The sequence below is a fragment of the Sphingobacterium sp. SG20118 genome (assembly GCF_044740685.1).
Classification (GTDB): Bacteria; Bacteroidota; Bacteroidia; order Sphingobacteriales; family Sphingobacteriaceae; genus Sphingobacterium.
Window position 1 is genome coordinate 3,830,270 of sequence record NZ_CP172826.1, and the last position, 13,651, is coordinate 3,843,920.

10 protein-coding genes are annotated in these 13,651 nt (G+C 37.8%); 1 reads left to right on the top strand and 9 read right to left on the bottom strand.

The features are described from left to right. Positions 1–21: 21 nt before the first annotated feature. The 4 genes from ACFX5U_RS17665 to ACFX5U_RS17680 form a co-directional block, all read right to left on the bottom strand. A complete protein-coding gene (locus ACFX5U_RS17665) occupies positions 22–828 on the bottom strand; it encodes a DUF1080 domain-containing protein (protein WP_280565645.1) in 807 nt (268 codons plus the stop codon). Positions 829–885: 57 nt separating this feature from the next. Next, positions 886–2,628, bottom strand: coding sequence for an outer membrane beta-barrel family protein (locus ACFX5U_RS17670; RefSeq protein ID WP_400261615.1), 1,743 nt, complete (start codon positions 2,626–2,628; stop codon positions 886–888). Beyond that, on the bottom strand, positions 2,594–3,349 hold the full coding sequence (locus ACFX5U_RS17675; protein WP_400261616.1) for a carboxypeptidase regulatory-like domain-containing protein: 756 nt from the start codon (positions 3,347–3,349) through the stop codon (positions 2,594–2,596). The genes ACFX5U_RS17670 and ACFX5U_RS17675 overlap by 35 nt, the downstream gene beginning before the upstream one ends. Positions 3,350–3,459: 110 nt before the next feature. Next, complete coding sequence (locus ACFX5U_RS17680; RefSeq protein WP_038700628.1) at positions 3,460–3,741, bottom strand: ATP-dependent Clp protease adaptor ClpS; 282 nt, start codon at positions 3,739–3,741, stop codon at positions 3,460–3,462. Positions 3,742–3,813: 72 nt separating this feature from the next. Here ACFX5U_RS17680 and ACFX5U_RS17685 point away from each other — a divergent pair, with 72 nt between their 5' ends. Further along, entirely contained in the window at positions 3,814–4,860 is a 1,047-nt protein-coding gene (locus tag ACFX5U_RS17685; RefSeq protein WP_038700630.1) for a 3-oxoacyl-ACP synthase III family protein, read from the top strand. A gap of 63 nt (positions 4,861–4,923) precedes the next feature. Here ACFX5U_RS17685 and ACFX5U_RS17690 read toward each other — a convergent pair whose 3' ends face one another. The 5 genes from ACFX5U_RS17690 to ACFX5U_RS17710 are packed head-to-tail and all read right to left on the bottom strand — an operon-like array spanning position 4,924 to position 13,533. Further along, positions 4,924–5,838, bottom strand: coding sequence for a hypothetical protein (locus ACFX5U_RS17690; RefSeq protein ID WP_051960036.1), 915 nt, complete (start codon positions 5,836–5,838; stop codon positions 4,924–4,926). A gap of 24 nt (positions 5,839–5,862) precedes the next feature. Then, positions 5,863–7,491 carry a RagB/SusD family nutrient uptake outer membrane protein gene (locus ACFX5U_RS17695; RefSeq protein WP_400261617.1) on the bottom strand — a complete coding sequence of 543 codons (1,629 nt, stop codon included), beginning with the start codon at positions 7,489–7,491 and terminating at the stop codon, positions 5,863–5,865. Between the two features lie 11 nt (positions 7,492–7,502). Continuing rightward, positions 7,503–8,486, bottom strand: coding sequence for a hypothetical protein (locus ACFX5U_RS17700; protein WP_400261618.1), 984 nt, complete (start codon positions 8,484–8,486; stop codon positions 7,503–7,505). A gap of 4 nt (positions 8,487–8,490) precedes the next feature. Continuing rightward, positions 8,491–10,641 (bottom strand): SusC/RagA family TonB-linked outer membrane protein, encoded by a 2,151-nt coding sequence (locus ACFX5U_RS17705; RefSeq protein ID WP_400261619.1) that lies wholly within the window; start codon positions 10,639–10,641, stop codon positions 8,491–8,493. A 27-nt stretch (positions 10,642–10,668) separates the two neighbouring features. Then, positions 10,669–13,533 (bottom strand): TIM-barrel domain-containing protein, encoded by a 2,865-nt coding sequence (locus tag ACFX5U_RS17710; protein ID WP_400261620.1) that lies wholly within the window; start codon positions 13,531–13,533, stop codon positions 10,669–10,671. Between the last annotated feature and the right edge of the window lie 118 nt (positions 13,534–13,651).

Genomic DNA, 13,651 nt, shown 5'->3' on the forward strand with positions numbered 1-13,651 from the left:
CCTTTTTTATGGCAACAATAATTACAATTTTTTCACTGTGATATTTTTAAACCAAACATCATCGCCATGATCTTGGAAACCAATTACACCCGACTTCGTTTTACCACCAACATTCTTCAACAACTCATATGCTAATGGCCAATTCGCTTCACTGAATTTACTCTTTTGAAGCAAATCAATCCATGATTGATCCCAAAGTGTATATTCTACGACTTTTACATCATTTTGCCATTGTTCCACTTTACCCTTATTCACGACAATTTTAACCTTATTCCATTCACCATAAGGTTTTCCATTTTGAGGTTTTGCCGGAATCATATCATACAACGATGTAGATTTACGATTACCATCAACACCCATCTTCGCATCAGGATGATTTTCATTATCCAATACTTGACATTCCGGGCTAGAAATATAGATAGGTTGTCCTTCAATTTCCTTTGCTAAAAAGAAAATTCCCGAATTAGCACCCTTAGCTACTTTCCATTCTAATTCCAATTCAAAATTTTTAAAATCATGTGCAAAGATTAAATCTCCACCTTCATTATCGCCAACATTAACCTTACTATCAAATCGAATAGCGCCATCGTCTATAACCCATTTTTTAGGAATTACTGTTTTATTATAACCGCGCCATCCTTCCATAGATGTGCCATCAAAAATGACATAAGCACCTTGTTTATTTTTCTTAAAACCCTTTAAATCTACCTTTGGTAGATCCAAAACCTTATACGTTGGAACTTCTTTTTTCTCTTGTGCAACAGCAACTGTAACTCCAGCAGTACTTGCGAGCATAGTGGCTGCTAAAACGATTGTTCTTAATTTCATATCTGATGTTTATAATAATTAAATGTAAAAAAAAATCATCAAAATGAAGAATAAATCTTAATATTCTTCTCCACTGATTTCATTATTATTAGTTTCTTTTTTCTTAGACTTGGTCAAATCTTGACTACCAAAGCGATAAGACACCGACAACGTAAACATTCTCTTCATCCACTGTCTCTCAAAATTAGAAATCAATTCTGGAGTCTCTGTATACCCTTTCATCTTTCTAGAATTGAATACATCACGTACATTAAACATCACCGAAGCTTTCTTATTAAAAACATCTTTTTTAATAGCAATATCGACACCTTTCATCGCATTCAATTTACCCTGTGCCATCACACGAGAAGAATTGTACTCGCCTCTCATCTGTGCCGAAAAAGTAGGTGTAAATTTATAATTCATCGTTAAGTTTGAATTGTAACCAAATCCGTTTCTAGCTTTCAACTCATACGCTTCATTTGCCTTAAAACTAGTATGAATAAGATTCAGATTCAAGGTCAAATCAAAATCTTTTGTCGCATTGATTTTAGAAATAAATTCAAAACCAGATAAACTACGGCTCGTTAAATTTTCCCAAATACTATATGTTGTACTGCTCTCTGAATCTATTCTAAAAACATAAGGCTGTATAACATCATTTGTATGATTAAAATATGCGGAACTCACTAAATTCACTTTACCAAACGTCTTCGCATAACTCAGTTCAAAAGCATGAACATCTTCGGGTTTCAAATTCGGATTTCCTTGACGGCGATTCATATCATCCGTTACATCTGGAAAAGGATTTATCTGCCATCCCCTAGCCCGCTGTACTCTTCTAGAGTAACTCAATTGCAACTTATCGCCGCTATCATCAAGATCATAGGTCAAAAATACAGTTGGATACAACCTGAAAAAATCTTGGTTGGCATCAGTTATTTCTGGTTTTTCAGGATCTTTTGAAAAATAAGTAGATTTTAACTCAAATTGTTCCCCTCGCAAACCGATCTGGTAACCAATCCTATCATTTAGCTTGTTTTGATAATTCACATACAAGGCATGGACAGAACTTGTAAAATCAAAATCATTACTAATGGAATAATCTGGTAAATAATCACCATTGCTTACACTTAAAGAATCAGAAACTAAAGTTTTAGAAAATTGCGTATCAAAAGACTTTCTAATTTGCGATCGGTAACCGGTCTCAAACTTACTCGTTTCCGAGAATGGTATTACATAATCAGCCTGAAGATTGATTACCTTACCATTTTCAGAAGTTATATTTTTCCTTCCACTACCTGAAGTAGGTCCACTAAAGAATTGTACAAAATCATTTGTTCCATCTTCCTTATCATTACCATAACTCACATTAGCCGTCAACTCTTCTCCCGACCGTTTAAATTGATGTCTAAAATCAAAGTTCAGATCATAACCTAAATCGTCTTCAAATTGTCTAGAGTTACGATCACTAGTTCCCGATAATTGCGGATGATCGAAATACCGATAATTCAAATCTTCAGAACGGTCACTATTCCGCACACTCAAGTTAGCCGATACACCCACAGTCGTTTGATCGGTCAAATAATAATCTACGCCAGCTTTTACATTATGCCCCTTACCTTTACGAGAAGATTCAGAATCATTATAGATACGACTACCATTCCCTATAAAAGTATTGTCAACCTTACCACCACCCAGCATATTTCGGCGATTATAATTATAACTGCCAAAATAATTAAACTTCTTATCCCTATAATTAAGGGCCAATCCAGCCATATAATTATCATATGAACCTGCCGAAGCATTGACAGAAACCATTTAATCCGGTACGGATATTCTTTTTCAGTACGATATTAACAATACCTGTCTGCCCTTCTGCATCGTATTTTGATGAAGGATTAGTAATGATTTCTACTTTATCAATAGAATTAGCTGGCAGACTCTGTAACAATGCAGTCACGTCGTTACCCGCCATAGCAGATTCCTTGCCATCAATTAGAATTTTAACATTTGAGCCCCTAAGACTTACTGTTCCATCTTGATCAACTTGCAACGTGGGTACATTGGCCAACAAATCAGTTGCCGTACCGCCTGCACTAACCAAACTTTCGCCTACATTGAAAATCTTTCGATCAATTCCAATTTGCATCGCCGGCACTTTTCCCTCCACGACAACTTCGTTAAGCATCTCACCGGCAGGCTTAAGAATCAATTTTCCAAGATTAAGGTTAGAAGAGTTTGATATCACAATATCCGATTTAATAAGTTCAGCGTACCCCACATAGGTGATCCGTAATGTAAAAGTACCATCAGGCACACCTTGAAAAGTAACACGGCCATTATTGTCTGATTGAGCACCTTTTAAATAAGCTTGAGAAGCTCCAGTGAGCAAAGATGCACTTGCATGATTAATCGTAGCACCAGTTTTTTCGTCTACTAGTACCGCAGATATTTTTCCAGATTGCGCGAACGTTAATATTGGAAATAATAAAATCGCAATTAAAAAGGTAAAGGGATAGGAATGATTTTTAGATAACATAATGTAGTTATAAGCTGTAATATTACAAAAATGGACTTTTTTGTTGAACTAAAACGACTCGTAACCACTTTATTACTTAATAAAATGAAGTAATATTTTACGTAAATAATTTATTCTACAGAAACAGTTAGACCTTCTGCTTTCAATATTTTTCTATAGATTTCCATCTCTGTCATAGACCCCTCCAAAACGGCACATTTACCTTCATTATGAACTTTAAATGCAATTCTTTCCGACTGAGGCTCTGAATACTGAAGATGATGCATCATACAAAAAATAACATGATCAAAAGTATTGATATCATCATTCCACAAAATCAATCGATTGGAATCTTTTACTGAAGCTAAGATTTCGGATAAAGAATAGGTTTCTTGTGCAGTTTCTGTACTCATACTACAAAAGTACTTTAAATTTCAAAATTTACGTAATTTTACTTAATTTGAACTTAACATAAATATAATCATATGTTTCAATCCAAAATTGCAGGTATAGGATATTACGTACCGAAAAATGTTTATACAAATCAAGACCTTACTCGTTTTATGGACACAAGCGACGATTGGATTCAAGAAAGAACAGGTATAAAGGAGCGTAGATACGCCGATCGTATAGGCGAGACAACCACAACAATGGCTGTCGAAGCATCAAAAACTGCTATTGAACGAGCAAATACAACAGCAGAAGAAATCGATTTCATTATTTTTGCAACACTATCTCCCGATTATTATTTTCCCGGATGTGGAGTACTCCTACAGAGAGAAATGGGAATGAAAGAAGTCGGGGCATTGGACATTAGAAACCAATGTTCAGGATTTATATATGCATTATCAGTTGCCGATCAGTTTATCAAAACTGGTATGTATAAAAATATTTTAGTAGTCGGTTCCGAAAAACATTCATTTGCTTTAGATTATTCGACAAGAGGTCGAAACGTATCCGTTATTTTTGGAGATGGCGCCGGAGCTGTCGTACTCCAACCAACAACCGAACCAGGTAAAGGAATATTAAGTACGCATTTACATTCTGATGGTGCCGATGCAGAGAAACTTGCTATGTATTATCCAGGTGCATCGGGAGGTATATGGCTGGACGAACAGCCAAAATGGCCAGAACAAGAGCTCGGAGGAATGTTAATGACAGCAGAGATGCTGGAAGATGGAACAGCATTTCCTGTCATGGACGGACAAGCAGTCTTCAAAAAAGCAGTAGTAAAGTTTCCTGAGGTGATTGCAGAGGCCCTAACAAAAAATAATCTAACGACACTAGATATTAACTTATTGGTACCACATCAAGCAAATTTAAGAATTTCACAATTCATCCAGAAAACCCTTAAATTAAGTGACGATCAAGTGTTTAATAATATTCAAAAATATGGTAATACAACCGCAGCCTCAGTTCCTATTGCATTATGCGAAGCATGGGAGGCTGGAAAAATAAAAGATGGAGATCTCGTTTGTCTAGCCGCATTTGGTGCTGGGTTTACGTGGGGATCTGCATTAATTAGGTGGTAGAAAAAAAGGGGATTCATCATCCCCTTTTTTTTCCCAAATTTACAGTCCATCTCAACTTTATATTTAATCGGTAGGAACCCAACTATCGCGAAAATCTTTGCTAATAAAATTAAAGGTCAACATGGCAGCACCGTCGTTGGAAAGAACAGGATCCCGTAGCACGCCCAATTGCATGGTATTTTTGTTAAGGGACATAATCCGAACATCACCCCAATCCACCACAATACCATCTTGAGGTTCACCATGTAATGGCGAAGCATCTACCATCCGTAGGGTTTTATTCTCGGTATCGATTGAAAATGAACCCTTTTGTTTTTTGCCAAGCATCTGATGGTTAACAATAACATTTGCACCTCCTTTTAAATTAAAGGTCATTTCTCCATAATCGCCAGCAGGCATAATCCAAGTGTTACCCTTCCACTCAGGATCCCAAAGCCACGAATCGCTATTCAAAGGTTTTCCATTATCATTGACATTTCCCCACCAATCACCTGTTCCATAAAAGTATAATGGTCCTTTAAAAGCTCGGGAAAGTCCATTTTGATCAAGATCTAGATACCAGGTTTTTTCTTCCCCTGCCCCACCTGCCAACATGGTCCAAGTTTCATCGCTTATAAATTCGGCATACATATCATCGACCTTGAAAGTAACAGGCTTTCCATAAACCATACCTCCGCGGGTTTCAACACCAAACGTCACCGTATATTCTCCGGGAAAGGGTACTTTTAAAGTTACCCGTTTTTCTTGACTGCGCCCTTGAGGATGCTCCCATAATGCCGTATATTTGGCATCCATCAAACTGGTCAAATAAACGATATTGGGATTGTTTCCATCATGCTCAATTTTATAAGAAACACCCTCTACTAACTCCGATGACGTTACATCGATATCCCCTAAAATATAGTTATCTGGAGTACAAGCTCCAAGCAAAACTATCGCCGTAAAGAGATAGATGCAATATGTTACTATTTTTTTCATAATTCAGTATAGTATAAAATTAAATTAATTCCATCCATCATTTTGCTTTAATACCCCATTAGATAAGGTTATCTGTTTATTAGGAATTTGCATAAAACCACGTGTTTTTAAAAAATTATCTTTCGTGACGGTGACTTTTTCAGGAACAGAACCGCTGAGTACATCCTGCGAGGTTTCAAGTATTGAAGCCGCACTATTTAATCCCTGTCTTAAAATATCCCAATAACGGATTCCTTCAAAAGCAAATTCAAATTCTCTTTCTTTTATGACTGCAGCCTTGGACACAGCAACAGAGGTAAAGCTAGCTTTATACGCTCTTTTACGTACATCATCAAAATACTTTTGGGCGTTACCCGAACCTAATTCAGCAGCCATAAGCAACACATCAGCATAACGGATCACGAAATAATCTTGATCTTGCGATAGTTGCATATCTTTTTCTCCACCGGTATTTGACGTACCATCTGGTAAAGCAGTAGGGGAATATTTTTTCACCGCAAATCCAGTATATTCACGTTGATCTTTAAGGTCAAAACCAGTAATTCCCTCACCATCAATATCAATAATAGAAGCAATTTTTCGAGTATCATTATTATCAAATTTATTGAAGAACTGTTTACTAACAGTACAAGCTCCCCAGCCCTGACCATATGGAGACCAATTTTTACCTCTCATTCCTAAAAATACTACCCAACGATTACCATCAACATAACCATTGTAATTTGACGTATTATTAAACTTCTGAGCAAATACAATTTCCGAATTTCCTTTTCCTGCATACTTCGATATATCCAACGAATTGTTACTTATGCTTGGAATATAACTAGCCGCCGGCCAGAGGGCGCTAAAGTTTTCCACTAATGCAAACTGACCACTATTAATCACATCTTCTAATCCCGCCAAAGCTTCGACTTTAGTGATGCCTATATCTTCGGTGCCATAATATCCTGAGTAAAATAAATACACCCGCGCTAATAATGCTTTTGCAACCAAAGGTGTTGCTCGCCCATCGTTAGTTCCTGCTGCAGATTTTGGATAGGCATCTGCAGGAATATTACTTGCTGCAAATTTTAGATCCTCTACAATTAATTTGTATATATCCTTAGGATCAGCTTGCGGAATATTATCGCTTGTAGGACTTGTCAGCAAAGGAATCTTTTCGAATAAACGAACCAAATCAAAATACATCAAGGCACGTAAAAACTTTGTTTCCCCCTCAATCCGAGCTCTTGCATTTAAATTTCCAGAAAAGTCCGTCCCATCCAACTTACTCAACAAGGTATTAGCTCTAAAAATACCGGAATAATAATCCGACCAAGTACCATCAAAAATATTATTATCAGAAGACGATTGTGAAATATCAAAACGATCAATTGCTTGAAATGCACGACCATCTGTCGTACCAGTTCCTCCAAAACAATGATCGGCCGCAACCTCTGCTGTTAAATAAAAGGATTGGTTACCATTGGATACCGTACGCTGATACCCATCATAACAGCCCACTAAGGCCATATCTGCATCGGCTACTGTCTTATAGAAATTACTTTCTAAAACGCTTGTCATAGGTTCTACATCTAGAAAACTAGATGAACAAGAATTAAATAACAATGCGGTCATTAAAAATGAACTGTATATATATTTAGATTTATTCATGATTTTAGAATTTAAAATTTAACATTTAGACCGAACAATACACTCTTAGGTCTTGGATAATAACCTAAATCAATACCTGAAACCCAACCATCTGTTCCATACCCAATCTCTGGATCCATACCATCATACTTTGTAAAAGTGAACAGATTTTGTCCCTGTACGTAAAAACGAATTTGATTGGCATATTTCCAATTAATGATTTTAGACAAATCATACCCCAATGAAATGTTGCTGATTCGCAAAAAGTCACCATCCTGCAGATACAGATCAGAGAATTGCCAGTTGACATTCGTCTCAGTGACACGAGGAATGGTACCTGAAGTTCCCTCACCAGTCCATCTGTCCAATATACGAGTTGTATAATTCGCTTGCTTGTTAGCATGATTTCGATACGACTGCACAATCTTATTACCTACGGATCCATACGCATTGATAGAAAAGTCAAAGCCTTTATAATCTAAACCAAGATTAATTCCGTAGGTAAAACTTGCCATACCAACGCCCAAATTCACTTTATCAGAAGCATTGATTATCCCATCACCATTCTGATCCACATACTTCACGTCACCTGGCAGCACATTAGCCTGTAAAATACCGTTTCCAGAAGTTCTCCATGCATCTATCTCCGATTGATTTTGAAATAAACCATCAGTTTCATATCCCCAGAAATAGCCGATTGCCTGACCGTTTTCAGCACGATAAAATTCCTCCGAATTATCATACAGCATAGCAGTCTGTCCATGGATGATCCCATCCTCAGTCGGAATCTGACCCACTTTATTTTTATTATATGCACCATTGATACCAAAGCGGTATTTCACCTCATTGATCCTATCGGACCAATTCAATCCCAGTTCAACCCCAGTATTTTTAACATCCCCGCCATTGATATAAGGCGCTTGAGTACCCGTAGTTGCCAATACCGGCGCAGTAACCAACCAATCTTTCGTAGTCTTTACATAATAGTCAGCAACAACATCTAAACGATTACGCATAAACTTAGCATCGAACCCAATATTGGTCTGTTTCTGAGGTTTCCCAAGTCAGACTTGGATTAGATAACCGACTTGGATAAGCTCCAGCAATATTATTATTTGCCGTTCCAAATACATAATGAGCACCTGGATTAGAAGATGTAACACCCGTAGAAGTACTTATTGGCGCAGCATATTGAAAATCATCAATATCTTGATTACCCACTTGTCCCCAAGAGGCTCTAAATTTCAAAAAGTTTATCGCACTCAAATGCTCACTGAAAAAATCTTCAGAAGAAATCACCCACCCTGCAGATACCGAAGGAAAATATCCCCAACGATTAGCACTCGAAAATTTGGAAGAAGCATCCGCTCTTAGCGTAGCATTTAAGAGATACTTTTCTTTATAATTATAGCCTATACGCCCGAAATAAGATAATCTTCGCTGTAAATTATCAGGTTTACCAGATACGGTACGCGTCTCCACAACATTCCCCTTCTCATCCAAATGAGCCTGTCCAGTCGTATTATCCAAATAAGCATGCGCAAAATCATTAAACTGCGACAAGAGGTTCCAATTCGACCCAGAAAGGTAAGTGCCTTGATAACGCAAAGACTCCATCCCTACCATCGCGGAAAATTTGTGATCGGTATTCACATTAAAGTCATACGATGCTGTATTTGTCCAGGTCAAGGTATGCCCTTTGCTCATGTTTTGAGATGTTGTAGTATGATCTTGATTGTAGGTATAAATTGAAAAACGATACATCGGAGTAAAGCTTCTATATTCGGATGCAAAATAATTAAACCCTAATAGCGACCTGACTTTCAACCCTTTGATTGGCTCAATTTCAGCAAATATATCCGCTAACAATTTCTGCCCATCATTATTATTGTTGGAATTGGTCATCATACTACCATAGGGATTACTATCCCCATTATACCAAGGAGAATTGGAAGTATCATTAAAGGGACTACCGTACAGGCCATTGTCCGAGTAAACAGGAGAAAGTGGAGATGTAGCAAATGCTCCACGAAGTGTATTGCTATATTGGTTTCCCACAGAAATACCTCTATTTTTAATGTAGTTGAAATTAAGATGTTGTCCTATTTTCAGAAAATTATTCAATAGTTTATGCTCTGAATTACTACGGAAGCCATACCGCTCATAATTAGACACATCCTTACCACCAACAATTCCCTCTTGAGCAATATAATTTAATGACATCGCATAGGTAGATTTTTCAGAACCACCAGTCAATCCAACACTATAATTGTCAGTTTTGGCATTAGCTTTAAACATATAATCCAACCAATTGGTATTCGTCAAACCATCCATTGCATCAAAATCAATGAGCGATGCACCAGAATTGAGTGATTGTTCATTCATGATCACTTTATATTGATCAGCATTCAATAATTTTGCCTTTCGCGCTACATTTTGGATACCCGTGTACCCATCGAAAGACAAAACACTTTTCCCCGAAACGCCCATTTTTGTCGTTACCAAAACAACCCCATTTGCACCCTGAGATCCATAAATAGCGGCAGATGCAGCATCTTTTAATACATCTATCGACTGTATATCAGCAGCATTCAATACCGCGATATCACCCCCAGGCACACCATCGATGACATATAATGGTCCAGAATTACCTATTGTACCTAGACCACGAACCACAACCTTCATATCCGCTCCAGGCTGGCCTGAAGTTGATGTAATGGATACCCCCGGAGCCTGCCCTTGAAGCGCTTGCAAAGGATTCACCTGATTACGCTTTTGTAAATCTTCTCCTTCTATTTTAAGATTTGCACCCGTATTTAATTTCTTCTTTTGAACACCATATCCAATAACTACCACCTCATCTAAATCGGAGGTCACAGGTTCCAAACGAATGACCATATTTACTCCAGTGACAGGAATTTCCTCCGTTTTATACCCTACATAGGAAACAATCAGAATAGCCCCCTTTGCCGCTGATATCGAAAATTTCCCAGATTCATTACTGCTTGTTGCGACCGTCTGATTCTTAACTTTAATACTGGCCCCCCCGATAGGCAAGTTAGAATCAGTAGAAACAACAGACCCCGTAAAAGATTGTGCGCAGACAAGCGAGGTCATGCCCGTCATTACTACGACGGCAATCCCCTTATTAAACAAATGCTTACTTATCATATAATTTGATTTAAAAATTGGTGGTTATTATTTTAATTTAGTCTTTAACGATTTACCCGTATAAGAAATCATCTTTGACTTTTTAGCTTTTAAGTCTATCCCCGTGGCATGCTCAGCATCGACAAAGATGACATTGAATTTCCGATCGTTCAACATACCGTCAAACGTGCCAATGCGATCTGCTAAAAACAATGTTTTAGTCTTGTTATCAAACCTTAGGTCGATACGAGCATATTTTCCTTGCTCATAATTATAATTGACTCCCTCATCTTCATAAATCGAAAATTGCCCATCAGCGCCATCGTAAACATAGAGATCGATTAAATCTTGTTTTCTTTCCGATGTATATTGCATGGTCTCACCTACGGGTAAGATTGATCCCGCTTTTACAAAGACAGGCATACGATCATAGGAAGCTTGGACCACAATATTTTGTCCCCCGCTAGTGACCTGTCCGGTATATAAATTATACCAATCCATCCCCTCTGGTAAATGTACTGTTCTAGAAGTAGCCCCCATTTCAGTAACTGGATTGATCAATAAAGATGGTCCCCATAAGTATTGATCATTAATATCAAAACCATTCTTATCCTTAGGGAAATCCATCGCCAGTCCACGAATCATCGAATAATCATCAAAGAAAGTCTTTGCCGCTAAGCTGTAATTATAAGCCAGCAGCCTATACCTAAGATTGATGTAATAGACCATGCTTTTATAAGCAGGATGATTTTCTGGCGCAATATTAAAAGGTTCACGATATGGAAACTGACCATGAGCACGAAATATGGGTAAGAAAGTTCCATATTGAAACCATCTTGTATTCATTTCACGCCATTCTTCCTGATCAGTTGTATTCGGCTCATGGAACCTATTCTCTACTAAGAAACCTCCAGCATCCATGGTCCAGTAGGGTGTTCCAGACATCGAGAAATTAATTCCTGCGGAGATCTGATCTTTCATATCATGCCATCTCGAAGCGATGTCTCCACTCCATGCGGCTGCGGCATACCGCTGTTGTCCAGCAAAAAATGAACGAGTTAAAATAAATACCCGCTTATTTGGGTCAGTTTCTCGTTGCCCCTCATAGATTCCTTTGGCATTTTGTAGCGGGAATGCGTTGTAATAACGAACAGATGACCCTATACTAGGTTGAAATACCGACTTACGCTCATCCAGATCAATATTTGAATGAACATCAGGTTCGCTGGCATCCATCCACCAAGCATCTACACCTATTTGGAAAAGATTTTTATCCAATAATTGCCAAAACCCATCGCGTGCACCTTGATTAAATGGATCATAAAAAGTAGATGTATACCCCTTTCCAATCCAATCTTTACGTCCATCATAAATATTTCGGGTGTAAATCCATTTGTTATCCTTAAACAGATTGTATACGGAAGACTCTTCATTGATTTTGGGCCATGCCGAAATCATCAACCTATAATTTTGGTCGTGCAATTTTTTAATCATTCCAGATGCATCAGGGAAGCGTTTTTGATCAAATTTTTGACTTCCCCAATCAGGTTCAGACCAATAAGACCAATCCTGTACGATATTATCAATGGGAATTTTTCTCCTACGGAATTCTGAAGCCACCTCTTCCACCTCGGCCTGCGTTTTATAACGTTCCCGACTTTGCCAAAAGCCAAAACTCCACAACGGCATTATTGGCGCTTTTCCTGATAATTGTCGATACCCAGATACCACATCATCCATAGATTTTCCATGTACAAAATAATAATCAATGGCATCCCCCGCTTCAGAATTAAAGGAGAACAGATTTTTACGTTGTTCTGGGATAGGGCTTTGCCAATTTAAGGTGAAATAAGATTCTCCTCCAACGGGTAACCATTCCATACGAATATCATGATCAACACCTTTATTGAACTCGCGCTCAATTTCAAAAGTTCCCGCATTCCAAGATTGCCTCCAACGGTCGGCAACCAACTCCCCATCTATCCAAACTTTCATATAGCCTGAGTATTTAAAATGAAGAATGTGTTTACCTGAGTATGGCGACGAAATACGGCCTTCATAGATGACCTTGCTATCTACCAGTTTTACATCTTTGGGAAACTTATGCTGATCGGTCAAGTAACCATATTCAATAATCGATTCCGGACGTGATGTGAAAACCTCATCAGGTTTATTCTTATTGATGTAGGTTGCTGTCAACCATCCTTGTTCCCCTTCCTTAGAAGTCAATTTAAATGCATTGAGTGGTAATAAAGAACGTACATCTCCCGCTTTCGTGATCGAATAGTTGTGCCATAGCAGCCCATAGTTGTTTGTCGAAATCAAAAAGGGTATTCCAATTTCAGTATTATATTGTAGTAAAGTCACTTGTTTACCGCGATTGTAATTCATTACAGCGCTTTGATGTTGCCCTAATCCATATATACCCTCAGTCGTGTCAACAACAAAATCTTGATTCAATTTGTAAAAAGCATCGCCACTATAGCTATCTGCAATAAATGCATCTGCATTTCTTTTGGACTCACTAAACACTCTTTTCCCTGATAAATCGAAAAATTCGACTTTACCACTGAATAATGAAACTTTGGCAATAAGATCTGCTGTTGTCAAGTTTACAGTCGAATCGGTGGATTGAACTGCAAATGATTTAAGATCACGGTGCAATGAATCCACAATGACCAAACTCGCTTGCGTAGGAAATGGATTACCATAAGGTAGAGCAGTAACGCGAATAATGTTGTCGGTAATAGCATCAAGATAGACATCCTGATCAATAGCAGTCTCGGACTCTTTAAAACTGACCTTTACGCCAGACTGCGTTTTAATAAAATTTGATTTGCTTACCTGTCCATTTCCATGATGGACTAGAGCAAATAGCATAATACCGCTCAAAGCAAACTTTAGGTTTTGCATATATAAAAATGATTTATTGGTTTATTTTATTGGTATTTTTCCCTTTACCATATCAATTGGTAAGGTCAAATATAGGTATGTACAGGCCGCTAGTAGGGGTATCATTTGTTAACAATTG

Coding starts and splice junctions, on each gene's coding strand:
- ACFX5U_RS17700 (WP_400261618.1), bottom strand. CDS start 8,486: ATGCGTAATCGTTTAGATGTTGTTGCTGACTATTATGTAAAGACTACG.
- ACFX5U_RS17695 (WP_400261617.1), bottom strand. CDS start 7,491: ATGAATAAATCTAAATATATATACAGTTCATTTTTAATGACCGCATTG.
- ACFX5U_RS17685 (WP_038700630.1), top strand. CDS start 3,814: ATGTTTCAATCCAAAATTGCAGGTATAGGATATTACGTACCGAAAAAT.
- ACFX5U_RS17670 (WP_400261615.1), bottom strand. CDS start 2,628: ATGGTTTCTGTCAATGCTTCGGCAGGTTCATATGATAATTATATGGCT.
- ACFX5U_RS17705 (WP_400261619.1), bottom strand. CDS start 10,641: ATGATAAGTAAGCATTTGTTTAATAAGGGGATTGCCGTCGTAGTAATG.
- ACFX5U_RS17680 (WP_038700628.1), bottom strand. CDS start 3,741: ATGAGTACAGAAACTGCACAAGAAACCTATTCTTTATCCGAAATCTTA.
- ACFX5U_RS17690 (WP_051960036.1), bottom strand. CDS start 5,838: ATGAAAAAAATAGTAACATATTGCATCTATCTCTTTACGGCGATAGTT.
- ACFX5U_RS17665 (WP_280565645.1), bottom strand. CDS start 828: ATGAAATTAAGAACAATCGTTTTAGCAGCCACTATGCTCGCAAGTACT.
- ACFX5U_RS17675 (WP_400261616.1), bottom strand. CDS start 3,349: ATGTTATCTAAAAATCATTCCTATCCCTTTACCTTTTTAATTGCGATT.
- ACFX5U_RS17710 (WP_400261620.1), bottom strand. CDS start 13,533: ATGCAAAACCTAAAGTTTGCTTTGAGCGGTATTATGCTATTTGCTCTA.